The organism is Pseudomonas sp. EB271-G4-1 (assembly GCF_058791355.1).
Map to the genome: position 1 here is coordinate 147533 of NZ_JBYTEO010000003.1, position 24063 is coordinate 171595.

Genomic DNA, 24063 nt, shown 5'->3' on the forward strand with positions numbered 1-24063 from the left:
GATGACGCTGACTGCGACCACGTCCCACACCGTAGGGCCTTACTACCATATCGGCCTGACCTGGCTTAATCGCGAAAACCTGACCGTCGAACAAACCCTGGGCGAGCGCGTGGCGATCACCGGGCAAGTGGTCGATGGCAACGGTGATGTCGTCAACGACGCGATGCTGGAAGTCTGGCAGGCCAACGCCGCCGGCAAGTACGACCACCCTGAAGACGATCAGGACAAACCCCTGGACCCGAACTTCGAAGGCTTTGGCCGGGTGCCGGTGGACGCCGAAGGGCGTTTCCGCTTTACCACCATCAAGCCGGGCACGGTTGAAGGCCTCAAGGGCACGACCCAGGCGCCGCACCTGGTGGTGCTGGTGTTTGCCCGTGGTTTGGTAAAGCACTTGCTGACTCGGATCTACTTCGAGGGCGAACCGGCCAACGTGGATGACCCGCTGCTTGAATGCGTTCCGGCCGAGCGTCGCGGCACCTTGCTGGCCAAGCAGGATGCGAGCGGGGTTTATCAGTGGAATGTGATTCTGCAGGGCACTGATGCGGAGACGGTGTTCTTCGATTATTGAGAACGCCGTAAATCCCTGTGGGAGCGAGCCTGCTCGCGAAAGCGGACTGACAGTCGACATGGATGTTGAATGGAGCGGCCTCTTCGCGAGCAGGCTCGCTCCCACAAGGGATATGCATTGGTGATCCATCTGCGGAACGGGACTGTTACAAAGTGTGTCTAGACTCTCACTGTCCCCATTGAGTGAACAAAACAATGACAACCCCAACTACGGCTCCTGCAGCGCTCTACACAGGCGAAGAACGCAGCAAGCGGATCTTCGCCATCGTCGGCGCATCGTCGGGCAACCTCGTCGAATGGTTCGACTTCTACGTCTACGCCTTCTGCGCGATCTATTTCGCGCCAGCCTTTTTCCCGTCCGACAACCCCACGGTGCAGTTGGTCAACACAGCGGGCGTCTTTGCCGCCGGGTTCCTGATGCGTCCGATTGGCGGCTGGATTTTCGGCCGTCTCGCAGACAAGCACGGGCGCAAGAATTCGATGCTGATATCGATTCTGATGATGTGCTTCGGTTCGTTGCTCATCGCCTGTCTGCCCACCTACAAGGACATCGGGGTCTGGGCCCCGATCATGTTGCTGTTCGCCCGTTTGCTCCAGGGCCTGTCGGTGGGCGGCGAATACGGCACCACCGCTACCTACATGAGCGAAGTCGCCCTCAAGGGCCAGCGCGGTTTCTTCGCCTCGTTCCAGTACGTGACCCTGATCGGCGGGCAGTTGCTGGCGGTGTCGTTGGTGGTGGTCCTGCAACAGTTCCTCACCGAGGATGACTTGCGTGCCTACGGCTGGCGGATTCCGTTCGTGGTCGGTGCCATGGCGGCCTTGGTTTCGCTGTACCTGCGTCGTTCGCTGAAAGAAACCACCAGCAAGGAAATGCGCGAAAACAAGGACGCCGGCAGCATTCGCGCGTTGTTCCGCGACCATAAAGCCGCGTTCATCACCGTGCTCGGTTACACCGCCGGCGGCTCGCTGATTTTCTACACCTTCACCACGTACATGCAGAAATACCTGGTGAACACCGCCGGCATGCACGCCAAGACCGCCAGCTACATCATGACCGGCGCACTGTTCCTTTATATGTGCATGCAGCCGATCTTCGGCATGCTCTCGGACAAGATCGGCCGCCGGAACTCGATGCTGTGGTTTGGCGCACTCGGCACGCTGTGCACCGTGCCGATACTGCTCAGCCTGAAAAGCGTCACCAGTCCATTCCTGGCCTTCGTGCTGATTACCCTGGCGCTGGCGATCGTCAGTTTCTACACCTCGATCAGCGGTCTGGTAAAAGCCGAAATGTTCCCGCCTGAGGTGCGTGCACTGGGTGTTGGCCTGGCTTACGCGGTGGCGAATGCAATCTTCGGCGGTTCGGCGGAATATGTTGCCCTGAGCCTCAAGGCAGTCGGCATGGAAAACTCCTTCTACTGGTACGTGACGTTGATGATGGCGATAGCGTTCCTGTTCAGCCTGCGTCTGCCCAAGCATGCGAAGTATCTAGAAAACGACCTTTGATCCACATCCGCGGGCCTGAGCGGCCCGCGCCTCCAGGGACTGTTTATGAACGAGCGACCGGGCAATCAATTGTTCGATGCCTATTTCACTGCCAGCGATATGCGCGAAGTGTTCTGCGATCAGGGCCGGGTCCAGGCCATGCTCGATTTCGAAGCGGCGCTGGCCCGGGCCGAAGCGCGGGTCGGCGTGATTCCGCCTACCGCGGTGGCACCGATTGAAGCGGCGTGCCAGGCCGGGCATTACGATTTTGCCGCCCTCGGCGAGGCAATTGCCACGGCGGGTAATTCGGCGATCCCGTTGGTCAAGGCGCTGGGCAAGCAAATCGCCGCGAGCGATGCGCAAGCCGAACGCTACGTGCATCTGGGCGCCACCAGCCAGGATGTAATGGATAGCGGCCTGGTGTTGCAATTGCGCCGGGCGCTGGAATTGATCGACAGCGATCTGGCGCAACTGGGCGACACCCTCGCCACCCAGGCCCAACGTCATGTCGCCACGCCACTGGCCGGGCGCACCTGGTTGCAACATGCGACGCCGGTGACCCTCGGCATGAAAATCGCCGGTTGGCTGGGCGCCGTCACCCGCAGCCGTCAACGTCTGCAAGAGCTCAGGCCGCGCCTGCTGGTGCTGCAATTCGGTGGCGCCTCCGGAACCCTCGCGGCCCTCGGTGAACAGGCGATGCCGATTGCCCAGGCGTTGGCCGAAGAGCTGCAACTGAGCTTGCCCGACCAACCCTGGCACACTCAGCGCGATCGCCTGGTGGAGTTTGGCTCGGTGCTCGGATTGATCGCCGGTAGTCTCGGCAAGCTCGGTCGCGATATCAGCTTGCTGATGCAAACCGAAGCCGCCGAGGTGTTCGAGCCTTCGGCGCCGGGCAAGGGTGGCTCTTCGACCATGCCGCATAAACGCAATCCAGTCGGCGCGGCGGTGCTGATTGGCGCGGCGACTCGCGTGCCAGGCCTGCTGTCGACACTGTTCAGCGCCATGCCGCAGGAGCACGAGCGCAGCCTGGGGCTTTGGCATGCCGAGTGGGAAACCCTGCCGGAAATTTGCTGCCTGGTGTCCGGCAGTCTCAAGCAGGCGCTGCTGGTCACAGGCGGCCTGGAAGTGGACGCCGAACGCATGGCCCGCAATCTCGACCTGACCCAGGGCCTGGTGCTCGCCGAAGCGGTGAGCATCGTCCTCGCACAACGGGTCGGCCGCGACACCGCGCATCACCTGCTGGAACAATGCTGCAAACGCGCCGTCGCCGAACAACGCCATTTGCGTGCCGTACTTGGTGACGAACCGCAAGTGACTGCCGAGCTGTCGGCCACTGAACTCGATCATCTGCTGGACCCCGCCCATTATCTCGGTCAGGCCCGTACCTGGGTCGAGCGAGCGGTGGCTGAACACTCTGCAATGACTGCCTGAAGGAGACTGCTGTGGCTTTCGTAAAACTCGCCGATGGCGAACTGCACTACCAAATTCAAGGGCCGCAACTTGATGGGCCGGTCGATGCGCCGGTGCTGGTGCTGTCCAACTCGCTGGGCACCGACCTGCACATGTGGGACGCGCAGATTCCGGCGTTCACGGAGCACTTTCGTGTGCTGCGTTTCGACACCCGCGGCCACGGCCAATCGTTGGTGACACCGGGCCCTTACAGCATCGAACAACTGGGCCGTGACGTATTGGCACTGCTGGATGCCTTGCACATCGAACGCGCACATTTCTGCGGCCTGTCCATGGGCGGCCTGATCGGCCAGTGGCTGGGGATCAACGCCGGCGAACGTCTGAATAAGCTGATCGTGTGCAACACGGCGGCGAAAATCGGCGATCCGTCGATCTGGAACCCGCGTATCGAAACGGTGTTGCGTGACGGTCAGGCAGCGATGGTCGCCTTGCGCGATGCCTCGATTGCACGCTGGTTCACCCCGGACTTCTCCGAAGCCAACCCGGCGGCGGCCAAGCAGATTACCGACATGCTGGCGGCGACATCGCCTGAAGGCTATGCGGCCAACTGTGCGGCGGTGCGCGATGCCGATTTCCGCGATCAGTTGTCCTCGATCAAGGCGCCGCTGCTGGTGATCGCCGGCACCCAGGATGCGGTCACGCCGCCGTCCGGCGGGCACTTCATCCAAGAGCACGTGCCGGGTGCCGAGTACGCCGAGTTCTATGCCGCGCACTTGTCCAACGTCCAGGCCGGCGCTGATTTCAGCGACCGCGTGCTGGCCTTCCTGACGGCTCGTTGAGGGGAATTCCGTGGACGAGAAACAACGTTACGACGAGGGCATGAAGGTCCGTCGCGCTGTTCTGGGCGATGCCCATGTCGATCGCAGCCTGACCACCCTGACCGAGTTCAACTCGGAGTTCCAGGAAATGATCACCCGCCACGCCTGGGGCGACATCTGGACCCGTCCGGGCCTGCCGCGTCACACCCGCAGCCTGATCACCATCGCCATGCTGATCGGCATGAACCGCGAGGGCGAACTCAAACTGCACCTGCGCGCCGCCGCCAACAATGGCGTGAGCCGTAGCGAGATCAAGGAAGTGATCATGCAGAGCGCGATCTACTGCGGGATTCCGGCAGCCAATGCGACGTTCCACCTGGCTGAGTCGGTGTGGGATGAGTTGGGGGTTGAATCGCGGGAGTGATCCCCCGCGATTGATCGTTCCCACGCTCTGCGTGGGAATGCCTCAACGGACGCTCTGCGTTCGGCTTTGGAAGGGAAGGGACGCGGAGCGTCCCGGGCTGCATTCCCACGCAGAGCGTGGGAACGATCAGGCAGCAGAGGTTTAGAGCAGGCTGATCGGATAGCTGATGATCACGCGGTTCTCATCAAACTCGTTGTTGCTGTAGTCGCGGCGCATCGTCGAGTTGCGCCACTTCACATTCAGGTCTTTCAGCGCACCACTCTGCACGGTGTAGCCCAGTTCACTTTCACGCCCCCATTCCTTGCCATCGGTGATCGTGCCGGTGTGCACGTTATCGCCGCTGATGTAGCGGTTCATCAGGGTCAGGCCCGGCACGCCGAGGGCAACGAAGTTGTAGTCGTGGCGCACTTGCCAGGATTTTTCCCGGGCGTTGTCGTAGCTGGAGTTGTAGCTGTCGTTGGCCAGGGTGCCGCCGCTGGTGCCGTTGACCCGCATCCACGGGCTGTCGCCGGTAAGTTTCTGCAGGCCGACGTAAAAGGTGTTGCCGCCGTACTTGGCCGAGAACAGGCCGTACATGGTTTTGTTGTCCAGCTCGCCGGCTCGGGCGCTGCCGTCATCCTTGCCGTAGAAGTAACCGAGGTTGGCGCCGAGGGTCCAGGCGCCGATGGGTTGGCTGTGGGTCAGGCTGATGAATTGCTGGCTGTAGATGTCCTTCAGTTCGGCGTTCCACACACCGATCTGGGTGCGTTTATCGTTGAACAGGTACTCGCCGCCCTGGAAGTTGAAACGGTCGGAGGTGAACGCGGCTTTGCCGGTCATCGACATGTCGCCCATGCTGCTGTCGTCGCGCGGGCTGTTCTGGCGGAACTGACCGCCGTACAGCGTCAGGCCGTCGATTTCCTTCGAGGTGAGTTGGCCGCCGCGGAAGGTTTGCGGCAGGGAACGACCGTCGTCCGAACGCAGGATCGGCAGCACCGGCATCCATTCGCCCACTTTCGCTTCGGTCTGCGACAGCTTGGCCTTGAACGCCACGTTGGTGCGACCGAAGTTGTCGGCCGGGCGGCCGTCACTGTCCAGCGGCAGCAGTTGGGTACCGCCAGTACCTTTGCCGCCATCGAGTTTCACCGAGTACAGGCCCAGCACATCCATGCCGAAACCGACGGTGCCCTGGGTAAAGCCGGACTTGGCATCGAGGATGAAGCTTTGCGTCCACTCTTCGGCCTTGCCTTGGGCCTTGGTCGGGTTGGTGAAATTGCGGTTGATGTAGAAGTTGCGCAGGTTCAGGTTGACCTTGGCGCCCTCGACAAAACCCGGCTCTTCGGCGGTCACGGTAGTTGCGGTTGCGGTCAAGGCGACGGCGATCAAGCTTGGGAGGAAATAATGCGCGGTGGAAGGCGTCATGGGCTCGGGTCTCTCTAATTGTTGTGGATGCAACAGGATGTGCCGCAACCTGAGGCTGCATTTGAAGATTCGGATCGGGTGATAGCGGAACGGGATCAGCCGGGAAGGGCAGGGCGCTGGGGCACGGTGTGGATCCTGATTGTTATTGGTCTGAGATGGAATGGTGCGGTGAATTAACTAGATAGTTCAATTGTGAGGGATGAATTTTGGGCGATTATCGAACGAAAACGAATGACATTATTTAAGGCAGGTAGGGAGAAGGGCGGTGGTGTTATTGGAAAAGTTTTCGCTATAGATATCAGGTATATATAACTTTTTTGTTTGTCGCGCTGTCACTTATGACAGTTGTTTTGATCCTGATCAAGGAATACGCTCGCCTTTGTGGTTGTTGTGTTTTTAACTATTATTTAATAGAGGGCGTGGTCATGGGTATCGAAAAAGAAGAACAAGGCAAGGCTGCCATTAGTGGGGCGAAAGATCATAATCCGGGAGTCGGAGGAATTAGAACAACCATTAAAAAAGGTGATATAGAGCGTCGGATCAATTTTGGTGATATTGATTTTCTTTCCTGGACTCCTGGTAATTTTTTGCTGAAGGCCTCAAATTCAGGAGCGGGTGGTGAAGCGAATTTAGAGTTTGGTTCGAATCTGGATCTTTTAGTGGATACAGAATACGCAATCTCCTCAGATCCAGATGCAGTGGAGGCATATTGTGAAATTAAAGAGTTTATGGGTTTTGGATATTACACGTCAGGAAATATCACTTTTACGACCTTGATTGAAGCTGGAGGTGAATTAAAAGTAGCCGGTAAATTTGATTTTAAGATTGTAAATTCCGCAGATCCAACGGAAATCGTATATGTGCATTGCCCTGAGTTCGCTGTGAGTGCCAAGGTGCGCAAGTGATTGGCCTGTTGTAATCATGTGCCGATAAGTATTTTAACGAAAAAGGCTTCGCCGACTCGCTCTAGGTGGGCTGTATATTTTAATTGCTAGATAGCGTGGATGTGGAATGTGAATTTGAGGGGTTTACCGGCAGCTGTATGTCATTCGGCAAGTTATCAGGCTCAGATGCCGGCGATGTATATGATCTTTGGCCGCCATACCAATAAGCCCACCATCGGTGGGCTTATTGGTTTTACTACTATCAGAATAATTTCAACTTCGGCGCTTCTTCTTTTAGCGGCTCGTTCTTCGCCGTCTGTTCATTCCAGCCACCGCCCAGGGCCTTGTACAGGTTGACCTGGCTGACCAGTTGCGCCAGACGGTCGGTGATCAATGCCTGTTGGGCACTGAACAGCTGACGCTGGGCATCGAGGAAGGTCAGGTTGCTGTCGACACCGATGCGGTAACGACGCTCGGCCAGGCGGTAGTAGTCCTGGTTGGCGTTGACGAAGTCCTGCTGCGCCTGCAACTGCTGGACGTAGGTCTGGCGCGCGGCCAGGCCGTCGGCGACTTCCTGGAAGGCGGTCTGGATGGACTTCTCGTAGTTCGCCACGCCAATGTCTTTCTGGATTTTCGAATAATCCAGGCTGGCACGCAGGCTGCCGGCGTTGAAGATCGGCAGGTTGATCTGCGGCTGGAACAGCCAGGTGCCCGAGCCACCCTTGAACAGGCCGGACAGGTCCGGGCTGAGGGTCCCGGCGTTGGCCGTCAGGCTGATGCTCGGAAAGAACGCTGCCCGCGCCGCGCCAATGTTGGCGTTGGCGGCCTTGAGGTTGTACTCGGCTTGCAGGATGTCCGGGCGACGCTGCAGCAAGTCCGACGGCAGGCCAGGCGGCACTTCGGCCAGCAGGTCGTCGTTCAGCGGTTTAGCCGCTTGCAGGTTGGCCGGGATGCCGGTGCCAAGCAGCAGCACCAGGCTGTTTTCATCCTGGGCGACCTGACGGGTGTACTTGGCCAGTTGCGCACGGGCGTTTTCCACCGAGGTGCGCGATTGTGCCAGGTCCAGGGCCGAAGCGACGCCCACTTCGTTGCTGCGCGCGGTGAGCTTGTAGCTCTCCTCGAACGCGGCGAGGGTGTCCTGGGTCAGCTTGAGCAGTTCCTTGTCGGCCTGCCAGGTCAGGTAGGCATTGGCCACGCTGGCCACCAGGCTGATCTGGGTGCTGCGCCGGCCTTCTTCGGTGGCGAAGTACTTCTGCAGGGCTTCTTCGTTCAGGCTGCGAATCCGACCGAACATATCCAGTTCATAGGCGCTGATGCCAACCGTGGCCGAGTAGGAACTGGTGATACCGGCCTCGCCGGTCTGCGAAGCGTCAGCCGGCAAGCGCTGGCGGCTGCCGGTACCGTTGGCCGAAACGGCCGGGAACAGATCGGCACGCGAGATGCGGTATTGAGCCGCAAAGGCGTCGATGTTCAACGCCGCGACACGCAGGTCGCGGTTGTTTTCCAGGGACAGCTGAATCAGCTGCTGCAGCGCCGGGTCATGGAAAAACTGCTTCCAGCCCTGCTCGGCAGCGGCCTGCGCCGGTGCCTGGGCTGGCGAATACGCCTGGCCCTGCGGGTATTGATCTGCCACCGGAGCGTCCGGACGCTGATAGTCAGGTATCAGCGAGCAGCCACCAAGCACGAATGCGGCGACGGCCAGGGAGAGTAGCGACTTGCTCATTAGCCAGCCTCTTTAGAAGTTTCAATGGCGTCTTGCTGGTCGACGTTTTTACGCTGACCCAGGGCCGACACGGTGACGAAGAACAGTGGGACCCAGAAGATCGCCAGAACGGTTGCGGTGATCATACCGCCAATCACGCCGGTACCGATGGCATGCTGGCTACCGGAACCTGCACCCGTGGATATCGCCAGGGGCACCACGCCGAGCACGAACGCGAGCGAGGTCATGATGATGGGGCGCAGTCGCATGCGGCAGGCTTCGATGGCCGCCTCGCGCAGGCTGCGCCCTTGTTCGTGCAGTTCCTTGGCGAATTCGACAATCAGGATGGCGTTTTTCGCCGCCAGGCCGATGGTCGTCAACAAGCCCACCTGGAAGTACACGTCGTTGGACAGGCCGCGCAGGCTGGTGGCCATCAGCGCACCGATGATCCCCAGCGGTACCACCAGCATGACCGCGATCGGAATCGACCAGCTTTCATAGAGGGCCGCCAGGCACAGGAACACCATCAGCAACGACAAGGCGTACAGCGCAGGCGCTTGCGAACCCGACAGACGTTCCTCGTAGGACAGGCCGGTCCAGGAAATACCGACGCCGGCCGGCAGTTTCTTGGCGATGGCCTCGACTTCGGCCATGGCTTCACCGGTGGAGTAACCCGGTGCCGGGGCGCCGAGGACTTCCACCGCTTCCACGCCGTTGTAACGGGCCAGTTTTGGCGATCCGTAGATCCACTCACCCTTGGCGAACGCCGAGAACGGAACCATGGTGCCGACGCTGTTGCGCACGTACCACTTTTGCAAGTCCTCAGGACTCATGCGCGCACCGGGCTGTCCTTGCACGTAAACCTTCTTCACACGACCGCGGTCGATGAAGTCGTTGACGTAGCTACTGCCCAGGGCGATCGAAAGGGTGTTGTTGATGTCGGCGATGGTAATGCCCAGGGCACTGGCCTTCTCGTCGTCGATTTCCAGCTGGTATTGCGGCTCATCGTTCAAGCCGTTCGGACGCACTTGAGTCAGGATCTTGCTTTGCGCCGCCATGCCGAGGAACTGGTTACGGGCTTCCATCAGCTTGTCGTGACCGATACCGGCGCGGTCCTGCAGGAACACGTCGAAACCGGTGGCGTTACCCAATTCCAGTACCGCCGGTGGCGCGAAGGCAAACACCATGGCGTCACGGAAGGTGAAGAAGTGCTGCTGGGCACGGGCTGCGACCTTGAACACGCTGTTGTCGGCGTTACGGTCTTCCCATGGGCGCAGCATGATGAACGCCATGCCCGAGCTTTGGCCACGGCCGGCGAAGTTGAAGCCGGTCACGGTAAACACCGAGTTCACCGCGTCGCCTTCACCGCCATCCTTGCCCGGACGCAGCAGGAATTCACGCATTTCGTCCACGACCACCTGGGTGCGCTGGGACGTTGATCCGGCGGGGGTCTGTACCTGGGCGAACAATACGCCCTGGTCTTCTTCCGGCAGGAACGCGGTTGGAATGCGGGTGAACAGCCAGATCATGCCAACGACGATGATGATATAGGCCAGCAGGTACGGCGCCTTGTGCGTCAGCATGCTGCCGACGCCACGCTCGTAGCTTTTGACACCACGGTCGAAGTTGCGGTTGAACCAGCCGAAGAAACCGCGTTTCGGGGTGTGGTGCTCGCCCTTCGGAATAGCCTTGAGCATGGTGGCGCAGAGCGCTGGCGTGAAGATCAGGGCCACCAGTACCGACAGGGCCATGGCCGAGACGATGGTGATCGAGAATTGCTTGTAGATCACACCGGTGGAGCCGCTGAAGAAGGCCATTGGCAACAGCACCGCCGACAGCACCAGGGCGATACCGACCAGTGCTCCCTGGATCTGCCCCATGGATTTCTTGGTTGCTTCCTTGGGCGACAGGCCTTCTTCGCTCATCACCCGTTCGACGTTTTCCACCACGACGATGGCATCGTCCACCAGCAAGCCGATGGCCAGCACCATACCGAACATGGTCAGGGTATTGATGCTGAAACCGGCTGCCGCGAGGATCCCGAATGTACCGAGCAATACCACCGGTACCGTCATCGTGGTGATGATGGTGGCGCGGAAGTTCTGCAGGAACAGGAACATCACCAGGAACACCAGCCCGACCGCTTCGACCAGGGTGTGAACCACGCCCTTGATCGATTCGGTCACCACCGGCGTGGTGTCGTACGGGAACACCACTTCCATCCCTTCGGGGAAGAACGGCTTGAGGTTGTCGATGGTCGTGCGCAGGGCCTTGGCGGTATCCAGGGCGTTGGCGCCAGTGGCCAGTTTCACGGCCAGGCCGGACGCCGGGGCGCCGTTGAACTGGGCGTTGATGCTGTAGTTCTCACCACCCAGGCCGACGCTGGCGACATCCCTGAGGCGAACCTGGGAGCCGTCCTTGTTGACCTTGAGCAGGATCTTTTCGAATTGCTCGGCGGTCTGCAGGCGGGTCTTGCCGATGATCGTCGCGTTCAGCTGCGTGCCGGGCAGGGCGGGCAGGCCGCCGAGCTGGCCGGACGAGACCTGGACGTTCTGTGCGGCGATGGCGGTTTTGACATCGATCGGGGTCAGGTTGAAGTTGTTCAACTTTGCCGGGTCGAGCCAGATGCGCATGGCGTACTGGGAGCCGAATACCTGGAAGTCGCCGACGCCGGCGGTCCGCGAGATCGGGTCCTGCATGTTGGACACGATGTAGTTGGACAGGTCGTCCTTGGTCATGCTGCCGTCACGCGACACCACGCCGATGACCAGCAGGAAGTTCTTCACTGCCTTGGTCACGCGGATACCTTGTTGCTGCACTTCCTGCGGCAACAGCGGGGTGGCCAGGTTCAGCTTGTTCTGGACCTGGACCTGCGCGGTATCGGAGTTGGTGCCTTGCTCGAAGGTCGCGGTAATGGTCATGGTGCCATCGGAGTTACTTTCCGAAGACACATAACGCAAATTGTCGATACCGTTTAGCTGCTGCTCGATCACCTGGACCACGGTGTCCTGCACGGTTTGCGCAGAAGCGCCCGGGTAGGTCACGGAAATGGCGATGGCTGGAGGCGCAATGCTCGGGTATTGGTTGATCGGCAACTTGAGGATCGATAGAGCCCCGACCAGCATGATCACCAGGGCGATTACCCAGGCGAAGATCGGACGGTCGATGAAGAATCTGGACATGGATTACTCCCCTTGGCCGTTGGAAGCCTGCTCAGCTGGCTTGGCGGGGGCCGGGTTTTTTGTGCCGACGTTGGTGGCGTCAGTGGGCTTGACTTCGATGCCCGGCTTGACGAATTGCAGGCCTTCGGTGATCAGGCGATCGCCGGCCTTCAGGCCGTCTTCGATCAGCCATTGGTTGCCGACGGTGCGGTTAGCCTTGAGCTGACGCAGTTCGACCTTGTTGTCGGGACCTACGACCAGCGCGGTCGGCATGCCTTTGAGGTCGCGGGTGACGCCTTGTTGCGGCGCCAGGATCGCGGCGCTGTTCACGCCTGCCTGCAACTGGGCGTGCACGAACATGCCCGGCAGAAGGGTGTGGTCAGGGTTCGGGAACACGGCGCGCAGGGTCACAGAGCCGGTGGTCTGGTCAACCGAGACCTCGGAGAACTCCAGCTTGCCGTCGAGCTTGTACTGGCTGCCATCCTCGAGGGTCAGTTTGACTTTCGCGGCGTTGTCGCCGGCTTTTTGCAGACGACCGCTTTCCAGTTCGCGGCGCAGCGTAAGCAGCTCGACCGAAGACTGGGTGACGTCGACGTAGATCGGGTCCAGCTGTTGGATCACCGCCATCGCTTCGGCCTGGCCGTTGCTGACCAGTGCACCTTCGGTGACCGACGAGCGACCGATCCGACCGGTCAACGGCGCATAGACCTTGGTGTAGCGCACGTTGATCTGGGCCGTTTGCAGTGCGGCTTCCGATTGCAGGCGATTGGCCACGGCGGTGTCGTATTCCTGGCGGCTCACGGCCTGTTCGTCGACCAGTTGCTTGTAGCGGTCAGAGATCGACTTGGTCGAACGCAAGTTGGCTTCGGCGCTTTTGAGCGTAGCGTCATAAACCGATGGATCGATCTGATACAGCTGCTGACCGGCCTTGACGTCGCCGCCTTCCTTGAAAAGACGCTTGAGAATGATGCCGTTGACCTGTGGGCGCACTTCGGCAATGCGGAATGCACTGGTGCGACCCGGCAGATCGGACGTCAACGTAAACGTTTGCGTCTGCAGAGTGACGACGCCGACCTGAGGCGGTGGTGCGGCCGGAGGGGCCTCTTCTTTTTTACATCCGCTGAGCAGCGATGCCAGGGCGACGGCGGCGACCAGAGCGGTAACAGCTGGCTTGAATTGCATGAAAATCCTCGGGTCAGGCGCGAAACAAACGCACAAGAAAAAATTGAAGGTTAAAAAGTGGGGGCCGAGTGGATAAGTAGCATGCTAAGGAATATACTTACGTTCATGGCTGTTTGTAAATACCTTGGTCACGTACCCATTCCGTTACAAACGCCGTCGCAAGGTTCGAATTGTAGGCCCGGGGACGATACCCAAGAGCACTCGCCCCGCTTTTATTCAGCTGATATCCAGACATCGCTGAAGCATCCTGATTGAGGTTGTACTGCCATGGTCCGTCGTACCAAAGAGGAAGCTCAAGAAACCCGCAGCCAGATAATTGAGGCGGCAGAAAAAGCCTTTTTTGAAAGGGGCGTGGCGCGCACGACACTGGCGGATATCGCGACCCTGGCCGGCGTCACTCGTGGGGCTATCTACTGGCATTTCAGCAACAAGGCGGATCTGGTGCAGGCCATGCTCGACACCCTGCACGAGCCTCTGGATGAAATGGCCAAGGCCAGCGTAGACGCGGACGAACTCGACCCCTTGGGCTGCATGCGCAAGCTGTTGATTCATTTGTTTCATCAAGTTGCTTTGGACCCGAAAACCCGACGCATCAACGAAATTCTGTTTCATAAGTGCGAGTTCACCGATGAAATGTGCGACCTGCGCCTTCAGCGTGTGGCGGCCAGCCTGGACTGCAATGTACAGATCGACCTGGCCTTGAGTAACGCCGTGAATCGCGGGCAATTGCCGGAAAACCTCGACACGGCTCGCGCGGCCATCAGCCTGCATGCCTATATCGATGGCATCCTGTACCAGTGGCTGCTGGCGCCCGACAGTTTTCAACTGCACCTTGACGCAGAGCGTTGGGTTGAAACCGGGTTGGACATGCTGCGCTTGAGCCCCAGTCTGCGCAAATGAAACAATATGTAGAATTGGAGGCGAGCGCTGATCCTTCAGCGCTCGTCTGTTCGCGATGGCATGCTTTTATATACGTACGCGTGCCAGGTTGAAAGGTAGCGAGTTTCGTATTTTGTAGGGAATTTGTGTCGTGGGTAGTAAGGCAGGCTCAGACGCAGAGGTGAACACTCGCGTGACAAATGCCCTGGCTGACCACGCTTGTCGAACCGGCGGATTGGCCACCATCAGCCCAGGATGATTTCTACCTCGAAGTCGAAGGGCGCCTCATCACCCATTCGAGTGGTTGTGGTCGAGCACTTGATACTGGATGAGCCAATCGACGTGACGGTGTTTTTTACACTTGGCCTGAGCGTTGGCGTATGAACGCCAAATGACGTATTCATGATCATGCCCAGATCGAAGCGGACTCCGATATGATTATCGACGAAGTCTATAAACTGATTGAACATGATTTTGTTTTTAGGCCAGGGGTAGGCATAGCTATAGTCAAAGTCGCATTTAAATGCAGTTTGTCCTTGGGTGGGCGTCTGGAACGATTCGCGCTCTGCCTTGCTCATGGGTAAGCTGGTCTGGGCAATACCGAATGTATGAGACGTGTTATTGATGATTTTGACAATCACACGCGTATGTTTTGGACCCCTTTTCTGATTTCGCCATTGTTCGATTTTTTGATTCAGCGCGTTCGTATATTCCGCTTCTTCCAGCAAATCAATCAGCTCCACCTTGGCCTTGCCTACCAGATCGTCCAGCATGGCCTGGTATTCCTCGCTGAGCAGGTGCGGCGAAAGCTGGTAAAGAATACCGATAGAGGTAGCTTTAAAGAACGCGAACAATTGGTCGTAGGGTTGGTTAACTTCGTTGTCAGTGTCTTCACTGGTGTTCATGTCGATTCCTTTCGATAAAGTTTTGTCTTAGTTATGAGGAGTACAGCTGTCTGTGGAAAATTTATTATCTGTATTGGTGGTGCGTGCCGGAAGAGGTGGATGATGTCTGGATGTGTGTTGAATGCTTTTTTAGTGTGCTCGAAAGTTATTTTAATAAAAAAGCCCCGGCGCTTTCGAGTCGGGGCTTTTGCGTTTCAAGCTATGAAACTTACAGCGTCGGGTAGTCGATGTATCCCACCGGGCCCTTGGCGTAGAACAGCTCCGGACGAGCCTCGTTGAGCGGCGTATCCGCTTTCAGGCGCGCCGGCAAGTCCGGGTTGGCAATGAATGGCACACCGAAGGCGACTGCATCAGCCTTGCCGCTCGCCAGCCAGGCATTGGCGCTGTCCTTGGTAAAGCGTTCGTTGATGATGTACGGGCCACCGAAGGCTTCCTTGATTTGCGGTCCCAGGCTGTCGGCGCCTTCTTTTTCGCGCGAGCAGATGAAGGCGATGCCGCGTTTGCCCAGTTCGCGAGCGACGTAGGTGAAGGTTTCGGCCAGGTTGTCGTCACCCATGTCATGGGAGTCGGCGCGAGGTGCCAGGTGCACACCGACACGGCCGGCGCCCCAGACCTCGATCGCGGCATCGGTCACTTCCAGCAACAGCCGGGCACGGTTTTCCACGGAACCGCCGTATTGGTCGGTGCGCTGGTTGGTGCTGCTTTGCAGGAACTGGTCGAGCAGGTAGCCGTTGGCGCCGTGGATTTCCACGCCATCAAAACCGGCGGCCTTGGCGTTTTCGGCACCCACGCGGTAAGCGTCGACGATGTCGGCGATTTCAGCGGTTTCCAGCGCGCGGGGCGTTGGGTAATCGGCCAGTGGACGCACCAGGCTGACGTGGCCTTTAGGCTGGATGGCGCTTGGGGCGACCGGTTTTTCGCCATTCAGGTACGACTCGTGGGACACCCGGCCGACGTGCCACAGTTGCAGGAAGATCTTGCCGCCCGCGCCGTGGATCGCCTTGGTGACGTTGGTCCAGCCGCGCACCTGGTCGTTGGACCAGATGCCCGGGGTGTCCGGGTAGCCGACGCCCATCGGGGTGACCGAAGTGGCTTCGCTGAGGATCAGGCCAGCCGAAGCGCGTTGTACGTAATATTCGGCCATCAACGCGTTGGGCACACGGCCTTCGTCGGCGCGGCAGCGGGTCAGCGGGGCCATGATGATGCGGTTAGCCAGCTCGAGGTCGCCCAGTTTGATCGGATCGAAAATAGTCGTCATGAAATAGCTCTCTTGTGAAGATCAGTTGGTAACGGGGGCCAGTTCGGGGTCACCGCTCTGACGGAAAGTGATCAGGGTCGCCAGCAGGGCGAGTACCGCGAGGGCCGCTGCCGCGAGAGGCACGCTGGTCAGGCCGAAACCGTGGGCGATGACGCTGCCACCGACCCAGGCGCCCAATGCGTTGCCGACGTTGAAGGCGCCGATGTTCAGGGTCGAGACCAGGTTCGGTGCCGCCTTGCCGTAGGTCACCACGTTGACTTGCAGGGCAGGCACGGCGGCGAAACACGCGGTGGCCCAGAGGAACAGGGTGATTTCGGTCGGGATCAGCGCGACGCTGGTCCAGGTCAGTACGGTGGAGACCACGGCCATGGCGATGAAGACGCCGATCAGGGTTGCCGCCAGGCCTTTGTCCGCCAGCTTGCCACCGATGATGTTGCCGACGGTCAAACCCAGGCCGATGAGCATCAAGGTCCAGGTCACGCCACGGGGCGAGACACCGGTGACTTCGCCCAGCAGTGGCGCTACGTAAGTGAACAGGGTGAATACAGAGGCGGCGAACAGTGCCGTCATGCTCAGGGACAACCAGATACCGGCGCCTTTGAGGGCGCGCAATTCGGCGCGCATGTCGAGTTTTTCTTCATCGCGGTTGGCCGGCAGGAAGCGGATCAGGCCGATCAATGCGATTACGCCGATCACGGTCACCGCCCAGAAAGTCGAGCGCCAGCCGGCCTGTTGGCCGAGCGCGGTGCCCAGCGGTACGCCGAGGACGTTGGCCAGGGTCAGGCCGGTGAACATCAAGGCCACGGCCGAGGCGCGCTTGTTGGCGGGCACCAGGCCTGCCGCCACCACCGAACCGATGCCGAAGAACGCACCATGGCACAGGGCGGTCACCACTCGGGCAAACATCAGCACGTTGTAGTCACTGGCTACCGCGCAAAGCAGGTTACCGACAATGAAAATGCCCATCAACGCTACCAGGGCGGCCTTGCGCGGCAGCCGGGCGGTGGCCAGTGCCATGAATGGCGCACCAATGGCCACGCCCAAGGCGTAACCGGTTACCAGCCAGCCGGCACCGGGGATCGACACACCGAGGTCGGCCGCCACATCGGGCAGCAAGCCCATGATGACGAACTCGGTGGTGCCGATGGCGAAGGCGCTTAACGCCAATATGAGTAGCGAGAGGGGCATGGGTGGATTCCTTGTCGGCTGGCTGACGTAAAGGGTCAGAGCTCTTTGCTGAAGACTTTGAGGAACTCCTGGATGGTTTCCTCGTTACGTTTGAAAAAGTGCCACTGGCCGACCTTGCGGCTGCTGATCAGGCCGGCGCGTTGCAGGGTCGCCAGGTGTGCCGACACCGTGGACTGCGACAGGCCGCAACGTTGATCGATCTGCCCGGCGCAAACGCCGTGCTCGTTACTGTGGGACTGGTCGGGGAATTCGACGGTCGGGTCTTTGAGCCAGTGCAGGATGTCTCGCCGTACTGGGTGCGCCAGGGCTTTTATTATTTCGTCGAGGTCAAGGTTCATGGTCGGGGGCTCGTGATTAGTAAAACGCTATATCGCGATGAAGCGAACTTTAAATCGGTATTTCGCGATATACCAATATGATTTCGATCTGATGACCGAGTAAATCGATATATCGGGTTATAACGATACGAGGATTGTATAGGGTCAAGGGCACAGTGCTAAGCTGCGCCCATGAACTATCTCGCACATCTTCACCTCGGTGGCCATCGTCCCGGTCAATTGCTCGGCAGTCTCTATGGCGATTTCGTCAAGGGACGGCTGCAGGGGCAGTTCGATCCGGAAATCGAAACGGCCATCCAGCTGCATCGCAGCATCGACGTATTTACCGATCGCCATCCGCTGGTGGATGTCGCGTTGTCGAGGTTTTCCCTGACGCGCCGGCGTTATGCCGGAATCGTGCTTGATGTATTTTTTGATCATTGCCTGGCCCGGGACTGGACGCTGTACGCGGATCAGCCGCTGGAACTGTTCACCTCGGACGTGTACCGGGTGTTGTCCGCCCAACCTGAACTGCCGGATCGCCTGGCGACAATCGCGCCGCACATGGTGGCCCATGACTGGTTGGGGTCTTATCGGGAATTCGAAGTGCTGGAGCAGGTATTGCGGGGGATTTCTCGACGCTTGACCCGACCGGAGGAACTGGCGGCGGCGATGCAGGAGTTGCGCGTGTTGTATGAGCCGTTGAGCGAGGATTTCCGGTTGTTCTATCCGCAGCTGCAGGATTTTGCTCTGCAACAGATGTAGCCAAGATCAAAAGATCGCAGCCTTCGGCAGCTCCTACATTGATCCGGTGTAGGAGCTGCCGAAGGCTGCGATCTTTTTCTTTCAGGCGGCGATCAGTTCGCCGGCACGCCGTGGTTCAGCAGGTTTCGCCACTTCGCCAAACAATGCCTTCTGCACCGCCTGCTGCGCTTCGAACGCCAGCGCAGCACGTTCGCGGCCTTCGCATGGGATCGGCTTGAGCAGATGAATCTCCACCGCGCCGCGGTCGTTGGCAAACAAGCGCATCAGGTGCGACAGCAAATCATCATCGCCAATGAACGGTGCCAGTGTGTCGGGTTCACCGTTGCGCACATAACGAATCGCCACCGGTTGCAGTTTCACCTCGGAGTCGATCGCCGCCGACAGAAGGCGACCGTGAAAGGTGCGCAGCGAACGGCCATCGGTAGTCGTGCCTTCCGGGAACATCAGCAGCGGATGTGCCTGTTGCAGGTGGCGCGTCATCTGTTTGCGGATCAACTGGCTGTCACCCGAACCGCGACGGATAAACAGGCTGCCGGCCTTGGCCGCCAACCAGCCCGCCACCGGCCAGGTGCGCACTTCGGCCTTGGACAGGAACGACAGCGGCGTGAGCATTCCCAACAGCGGGATGTCGGTCCAGGACACGTGGTTGCTGACCCAGAGCATTGGCGTCTTGGGCAACTCACCGTGCAGGGTCACGTCGAAGGGCAAGGAGTTGCTCAGGCGTGCCATGAAAAACCGCGACCAGCGCTGGCGGCGTTCCATCGAGTGAGCCAGCCCCAGGCGTTCGAACATACCGAATACGCTGGCCATGCTCAGGCCGAGCGCGACCACCAGAAGCACCCGGGCGATTCGCGCGTACACGCGCAAGCGACTCATCAGACAGCCGCCTTGAAGTGTTTGGCGTAACGCGGGCAGAGTTCGTCGCGCTTGAGCAGGATGAACACATCGGCCACCTGGAAATCTTCGTCCCAGCACGGCTCGCCGCAGATCTTCGCGCCCAGGCGCATGTAGGCCTTGAGCAGTGGCGGCATTTCGGCGATCACGTTCGAGGGAATGTCCAGGGTGGGCAGCGGCTTTTTCGGTTCCGCCCGCAAGTGTTCGGTGCACAGGTAGCGTTCACGCAGGCGCTGCATGATTGCGTGGGCCTGGATCCCGCCGTCCTGCATCGGAATGCTTGCGCAACCCATCAAGTAACTGTATCCGCCCTGGTTCAGGACTTCGGCCAGTTCGCCCCAGAGCACGGCGATGGTACCGCCATTGCGGTAGGCCGGGTCGACGCAGGTGCGACCGATTTCCAGGATCGGGCCTTTGAGGTGAACGAGCCCGTGCAGGCTGAATTCTTCTTCGCTGTAGAATTTGCCCAGGCTGCTGGCGGCGGTATGGTCGAGCAGCCGGGTGGTCGCCACCAGGCGCCCGGTGTTCAGGTCACGCACGCCGATGTGAACGCAGTGAACATCATAGTCGTCCATGTCCAGACCCAATTCCGCGCCCTTGAGCTTGGCGTTGAACTCGCCGCTGAACACGTTGAAGCGCAGGGCCTGGGCTTCCTGCAAAGCCTCGGCGCCGACCAGGCGTTCGGCTTGCAGGCGGCGTTCGTTGCCGGTGTCGCTGATGCGTGCGATCTGAGTCATGGCGAATCTCCGTGCGGGCTGCTCTCCCGTCTTGGGGTTACAGCGAATCGACTTTCTTTATCCAGCCGTGTTGTGCAAAGTCAGGCTATGTAGCCCCGGTGTCATCGCCGTTAAGCTTTGGTGATGCTTGTATGACAGCCCACAAGGAGCCTCTTATGCCCTGGCAAACCCTGTTGAACCGCCACGCTCGCTTGCCCGCCAATCCGGATCTGGGCGAGGGGTTCGCAACGTTGTTGCAGCAGCTGGGTAACGTCGCCCCGTTTGAACTGGCCGTGGTCGGTGCACGCTTGATGGCGACGCCGGGGCTGGCATTCCTGGTGGGCTATCAGGCGGCGTTGCGCATGCTGTGGCCAAGCGCGCCGTTGAGCCTTGGCGCACTGTGCGCGACCGAGCAACGCAGCCTGCGGGTGGCTGACATGCAAACCCGTCTGCACGATTTGCGCTTGAGCGGACGCAAGGATTTCGTCACTGCAGGCGATGCCGCCGACTGGCTGCTGATTGCCGCCCGCAGCGAACAGCAAGGCGAAGCTCCGCGCCTGAGCCTGGCGGTGGTCTACCCCGATGAACCGGGCGTGCGGGTGGAAAAACTGCCGCCGATTCCGTTGATGCCGGACATCAGCCATGGCCGGCTATTTCTCGACAATGCATTGTGCGAATTGCTCGCGGGGGATGGCTGGGATGCGTACGTCAAGCCATTCCGGACCCTGGAAGACATCTATGTCTTGAGTGCCATGACCGCCTGGCTGTACGGCGTTGGCCAGGACAGTGACTGGCCGCAAGCCTTGCAGTTGCGCTTGCTGGCGCTGCTGGCCGGGTGTGCGGAGGTCAGTCGACATCCTCCCGTCAGTCCGGCGGGGCATGTGTTGCTCGGTGGTCTGTTTGCGCAGTTCGAGGGGCTCAAGGGTGAGATCAACGCAGCGCTGGCCGAGGGCCCGCCACAGTGGGCGGCGATGTGGCAGCGCGATCAGGCGGTACTGGATCTGGCGGCCGGGGCCAGGGGCAAGCGGTTGGCCAAGGCACTATCCGGATCTTCGCTGAATTGACTGACGCCTTCGCGAGCAAGCCCGCTCCCACATTTGATCGCAATCATTCTGGGAACCCGGTTAAATGTGGGAGCGGGCTTGCTCGCGAAGGCGGTCGCAGTAACAACACAAATCCCGGAACTGTCATCAACCTCGACTAGGCTCAGCAGGTTCATCGCCACGAGCCCCCGCCATGCCCAAAGGCCTGTTCCTGTTTTTCATGCTGTTGCTCAGTCTCCCGGCCCACGCTGAAGACTGGCCCACTGAGCAATGGCCCACAGGGCCAGCCATCACCGGTCCGGCGCTTCAAGCACTAGAGGCATATGCCTTCCCACCCCGCGACGACACCACCCGCCGAGGCATTCGCAGCGACGCCTTGCTCGTCATCCGCGACGGCCAGTTGATCTACGAACGCTACGCCGGCCCGACCAATGCCCAGACGCCGCATCTCACCTGGTCCATCAGCAAAAGCCTGATGGCCACGGTCCTCGGCGTAGCTTATGGCGATGGCCGGTTCAGGCTCGAGGACCCGGTGGCCAAATTTTACCCGCCACTGGAAAAACACCCGGACCTGACCATGGCCGACCTGCTGCACTGGGCCTCCGGCATCGACTGGCAGGAAGACTACGAATACGCACCGTTGAAGTCGTCGGTGGTGGCCATGCTCTACACCCGTGGTCACTCGGACATGGCTGCCTTCACGGCCGATCACCACTCGTACGCAGCAGCGGGGCAGGCGTTTCGCTATTCCAGTGGCGACACCAATCTACTGTCCGCCGCGCTGAAAAACATCGTTGGTGCAGAGCGCTACCCGAACTATCCGTGGAGTGCGTTGTTCGAGCCATTGGGCATTCGTAGCGCGGTTTGGGAAACCGACGCTACGGGAACGTTCGTCGCCTCGTCCTATGCCTACCTCACCGCTCGGGATCTGGCTCGCATCGGTCTGTTGATGGCGCGAGACGGTCGCTGGGGCGATAAACAACTGCTACCCAAAGACTGGGTTGTTTTCAATCGCGAGCCCTTCATTGGCTATCGCGCCAATCAGGATGAGGCGGTTCCCGGCGGCCACTGGTGGCTCAATCGTGCAACAGGCGGTGGCGCCCGACCCTGGCCCGATGCACCTGCCGACACCTTCGCTGCGCTGGGCCACTGGGGGCAGGCGATGTACGTGATTCCTGGCGCGAACCTGGTGATCGTCCGCTACGGCGATGATCGCGACGGCAGCTATCGGCACAATGAATTGCTCAGGCTTGCGCTTGAGGCGTTTGCCGGGAGTGAGCAGCCATGAGCAGCTTCATTCGTCGCCGTCCTTTCAGTGCGCTGCTGCTGGTCCTGTTGCTCGCCTTGGTAGGCTGGGGCTGGCATGAGCGAGTGGCGCTGATGGCGTTCCCCGACATAATCAGTGCATACACTGCGAAAGAATATTGCTCATGCCGCTATGTGATGGGTAACGACACCGAGTATTGCCTCAGCTATGTAAAGCAGTGGTTGCCCACCAGCGGTTTTTACGATGACGCCCCCAACAAGCGCATCACCGTCAGCGGCATGGGGCGCACTAATCGTGCAGCCTGGATCGGTGAACGCCAGGGCTGCCGCTTGAACCCCTGACGCCACACACAACACCCGTGGGAGCGAGCCTGCTCGCGAAAGCGTCGGCAGACTCAACGCAAGCAGTGGGACTGGTAGAGCATTCGCGAGCAGGCTCGCTCCCACAGGGTATTGGGCGAATTTCAATTGATCGGCCACCAGGTTCCATCCAGTGGAACCACATTCGATTGTCCTCGCGCGCGACTCGCGGTTATCTGGTGGCGAACGCGACCTGCCGTTGATACGTCGCGCAATCACAGCGAACAAAAAGAACGGGAATACACCCGGCCCGAGGACATTCGACATGACCCGACATCAGCACATCCTTGCCTGGCTCAACGACGTCGCCAGCGACCTGCATGCCACCCGACAGGATATCCACGCCCATCCGGAACTCGGTTTCGAGGAAAGTCGCACCTCGGCGCTGGTCGCCAGGTCTCTCGAAGAATGGGGCTACGAGGTTCACACAGGTATCGGCAAGACCGGCGTAGTCGGCGTCCTGCGCAACGGCAGCAGCCCGCGCAAGTTGGGGATACGTGCCGACATGGATGCACTGCCGATCATCGAGAACACCGGGGCGGCCTACAGCAGCCGGCATCAGGGCTGCATGCACGCCTGTGGACACGATGGCCACACCGCGATGTTGTTGGGCGCAGCGCGCTACCTGGCGGCGACTCGCCAGTTCGATGGCACGCTGACCCTGATTTTCCAGCCAGCCGAAGAAGGCCAGGGCGGCGCCGAAGCAATGCTCGCCGATGGCCTGCTCGAACGTTTCCCTTGCGACGCACTGTTCGGCATGCACAACATGCCGGGCTTGCCAGCGGGGCACCTGGGGTTTCGCGAAGGGCCGATGATGGCTTCGCAGGATTTGCTCACCGTAACCCTCGAAGGCGTCGGCGGGCACGGCTCGATGCCGCATCTGGCGGTAGACCCATTGGTGGCGGCGGCCAGCGTGGTCATGGCCCTGCAAACCGTGGTCGCGCGCAACATCGATGCGCAGCAGGCGGCGGTGGTGACGGTCGGTGCATTGCAAGCCGGGGAGGCGGCCAACGTCATCCCCCAGCAGGCGATCCTGCGCCTGAGCCTGCGCGCGCTGAACGCCCAGGTGCGTGAGCAGACCCTCGACCGAGTGCGCGCGATCATCCAATCCCAGGCGCAAAGCTTCGGTTGCAGTTCGAAAATCGAACACCGTCCGGCTTACCCTGTACTGGTCAACCACGCCGCCGAAACCGAATTCGCCCGGCAAATCGGCGTCGAGCTGGTCGGTGCCGATGCCGTCGATGGCAACACCCCAAAACTGATGGGCAGCGAGGACTTCGCCTGGATGCTGCAACGCTGCCCCGGCGCCTACCTGTTCATCGGCAACGGCGTGTCGCGGCCGATGGTGCACAACCCCGCCTACGACTTCAACGACGACATCCTGCTGACCGGGGCTGCGTATTGGGGCGCGCTGACCGAGAGCTGGCTCAAGCCGGCCTGA

At 60.0% G+C, this 24063-nt stretch carries 22 protein-coding genes; 12 read left to right on the forward strand and 10 right to left on the reverse strand.

The features are described 5' to 3' along the window. The first annotated feature begins 1 nt into the window (after position 1). The 5 genes from pcaG to pcaC all read left to right on the forward strand — a co-directional run bounded on the left by pcaG (position 2) and on the right by pcaC (position 4701). Entirely contained in the window at positions 2-568 is a 567-nt protein-coding gene (gene pcaG / locus AC3WWR_RS02675) for a protocatechuate 3,4-dioxygenase subunit alpha (protein WP_033043622.1), read from the forward strand. A 194-nt stretch (positions 569-762) separates the two neighbouring features. Further along, a complete protein-coding gene (locus AC3WWR_RS02680; protein ID WP_020798345.1) occupies positions 763-2070 on the forward strand; it encodes an MFS family transporter in 1308 nt (435 codons plus the stop codon). A 45-nt stretch (positions 2071-2115) separates the two neighbouring features. Next, entirely contained in the window at positions 2116-3480 is a 1365-nt protein-coding gene (locus AC3WWR_RS02685) for a 3-carboxy-cis,cis-muconate cycloisomerase (RefSeq protein ID WP_020798346.1), read from the forward strand. 11 nt (positions 3481-3491) lie between these two features. Continuing rightward, positions 3492-4298, forward strand: a complete 807-nt coding sequence (gene pcaD, locus AC3WWR_RS02690; protein WP_020798347.1) for a 3-oxoadipate enol-lactonase — start codon at positions 3492-3494, stop codon at positions 4296-4298. A 10-nt stretch (positions 4299-4308) separates the two neighbouring features. Continuing rightward, complete coding sequence (pcaC, locus tag AC3WWR_RS02695; protein ID WP_020798348.1) at positions 4309-4701, forward strand: 4-carboxymuconolactone decarboxylase; 393 nt, start codon at positions 4309-4311, stop codon at positions 4699-4701. A 141-nt stretch (positions 4702-4842) separates the two neighbouring features. On the opposite strand, the gene AC3WWR_RS02700 is transcribed toward pcaC, so the two are convergent. Then, positions 4843-6102, reverse strand: coding sequence for an OprD family porin (locus tag AC3WWR_RS02700; RefSeq protein ID WP_020798349.1), 1260 nt, complete (start codon positions 6100-6102; stop codon positions 4843-4845). A 425-nt stretch (positions 6103-6527) separates the two neighbouring features. Here AC3WWR_RS02700 and AC3WWR_RS02705 point away from each other — a divergent pair, with 425 nt between their 5' ends. Further along, complete coding sequence (locus AC3WWR_RS02705) at positions 6528-7007, forward strand: hypothetical protein (RefSeq protein ID WP_042955458.1); 480 nt, start codon at positions 6528-6530, stop codon at positions 7005-7007. Between the two features lie 241 nt (positions 7008-7248). Here the strand turns inward: AC3WWR_RS02705 and emhC are convergent, their stop codons facing one another. The 3 genes from emhC to AC3WWR_RS02720 are packed head-to-tail and all read right to left on the reverse strand — an operon-like array spanning position 7249 to position 13031. After that, entirely contained in the window at positions 7249-8709 is a 1461-nt protein-coding gene (gene emhC, locus AC3WWR_RS02710) for an efflux RND transporter outer membrane subunit EmhC (RefSeq protein WP_020798352.1), read from the reverse strand. Beyond that, positions 8709-11870 carry an efflux RND transporter permease subunit EmhB gene (emhB, locus tag AC3WWR_RS02715; RefSeq protein ID WP_033040535.1) on the reverse strand — a complete coding sequence of 1054 codons (3162 nt, stop codon included), beginning with the start codon at positions 11868-11870 and terminating at the stop codon, positions 8709-8711. Before emhB ends, emhC begins: the two co-directional genes overlap by 1 nt. Before the next feature lie 3 nt (positions 11871-11873). Then, complete coding sequence (locus tag AC3WWR_RS02720; RefSeq protein ID WP_492598436.1) at positions 11874-13031, reverse strand: efflux RND transporter periplasmic adaptor subunit; 1158 nt, start codon at positions 13029-13031, stop codon at positions 11874-11876. A 267-nt stretch (positions 13032-13298) separates the two neighbouring features. On the opposite strand from AC3WWR_RS02720, the gene emhR reads away from it, so the two are divergent. Beyond that, positions 13299-13931 carry an efflux system transcriptional repressor EmhR gene (emhR, locus tag AC3WWR_RS02725; protein WP_020798355.1) on the forward strand — a complete coding sequence of 211 codons (633 nt, stop codon included), beginning with the start codon at positions 13299-13301 and terminating at the stop codon, positions 13929-13931. A 224-nt stretch (positions 13932-14155) separates the two neighbouring features. On the opposite strand, the gene AC3WWR_RS02730 is transcribed toward emhR, so the two are convergent. The 4 genes from AC3WWR_RS02730 to AC3WWR_RS02745 all read right to left on the reverse strand — a co-directional run bounded on the left by AC3WWR_RS02730 (position 14156) and on the right by AC3WWR_RS02745 (position 17599). Beyond that, positions 14156-14815: a hypothetical protein gene (locus AC3WWR_RS02730; protein WP_020798356.1), complete on the reverse strand. Its 660-nt coding sequence runs from the start codon at positions 14813-14815 to the stop codon at positions 14156-14158. A gap of 208 nt (positions 14816-15023) precedes the next feature. Continuing rightward, positions 15024-16073, reverse strand: coding sequence for an alkene reductase (locus AC3WWR_RS02735; RefSeq protein WP_033042955.1), 1050 nt, complete (start codon positions 16071-16073; stop codon positions 15024-15026). A gap of 21 nt (positions 16074-16094) precedes the next feature. Beyond that, positions 16095-17261: an MFS transporter gene (locus tag AC3WWR_RS02740; protein WP_020798359.1), complete on the reverse strand. Its 1167-nt coding sequence runs from the start codon at positions 17259-17261 to the stop codon at positions 16095-16097. Positions 17262-17296: 35 nt separating this feature from the next. Next, complete coding sequence (locus AC3WWR_RS02745; protein ID WP_008056907.1) at positions 17297-17599, reverse strand: ArsR/SmtB family transcription factor; 303 nt, start codon at positions 17597-17599, stop codon at positions 17297-17299. A gap of 171 nt (positions 17600-17770) precedes the next feature. On the opposite strand from AC3WWR_RS02745, the gene AC3WWR_RS02750 reads away from it, so the two are divergent. Further along, the gene (locus tag AC3WWR_RS02750; RefSeq protein WP_083348368.1) at positions 17771-18343 is read left to right on the forward strand and encodes an acyl carrier protein phosphodiesterase; all 573 of its coding nucleotides are present in this window, start codon (positions 17771-17773) and stop codon (positions 18341-18343) included. 81 nt (positions 18344-18424) lie between these two features. Here the strand turns inward: AC3WWR_RS02750 and AC3WWR_RS02755 are convergent, their stop codons facing one another. Further along, positions 18425-19219: a lysophospholipid acyltransferase family protein gene (locus tag AC3WWR_RS02755; RefSeq protein WP_083348369.1), complete on the reverse strand. Its 795-nt coding sequence runs from the start codon at positions 19217-19219 to the stop codon at positions 18425-18427. Further along, positions 19219-19974, reverse strand: a complete 756-nt coding sequence (gene olsB, locus AC3WWR_RS02760; protein WP_020798362.1) for an L-ornithine N(alpha)-acyltransferase — start codon at positions 19972-19974, stop codon at positions 19219-19221. Before olsB ends, AC3WWR_RS02755 begins: the two co-directional genes overlap by 1 nt. A gap of 155 nt (positions 19975-20129) precedes the next feature. On the opposite strand from olsB, the gene AC3WWR_RS02765 reads away from it, so the two are divergent. The 4 genes from AC3WWR_RS02765 (at position 20130) to AC3WWR_RS02780 (ending at position 24063) form a co-directional block, all read left to right on the forward strand. Next, complete coding sequence (locus tag AC3WWR_RS02765) at positions 20130-21017, forward strand: acyl-CoA dehydrogenase family protein (RefSeq protein WP_033042956.1); 888 nt, start codon at positions 20130-20132, stop codon at positions 21015-21017. A gap of 172 nt (positions 21018-21189) precedes the next feature. Continuing rightward, on the forward strand, positions 21190-22284 hold the full coding sequence (locus AC3WWR_RS02770; protein ID WP_033042957.1) for a serine hydrolase domain-containing protein: 1095 nt from the start codon (positions 21190-21192) through the stop codon (positions 22282-22284). Continuing rightward, a complete protein-coding gene (locus tag AC3WWR_RS02775; protein WP_492598437.1) occupies positions 22281-22604 on the forward strand; it encodes an amidase in 324 nt (107 codons plus the stop codon). The genes AC3WWR_RS02770 and AC3WWR_RS02775 overlap by 4 nt, the downstream gene beginning before the upstream one ends. Before the next feature lie 283 nt (positions 22605-22887). Further along, positions 22888-24063, forward strand: coding sequence for a M20 aminoacylase family protein (locus tag AC3WWR_RS02780; RefSeq protein WP_033042959.1), 1176 nt, complete (start codon positions 22888-22890; stop codon positions 24061-24063).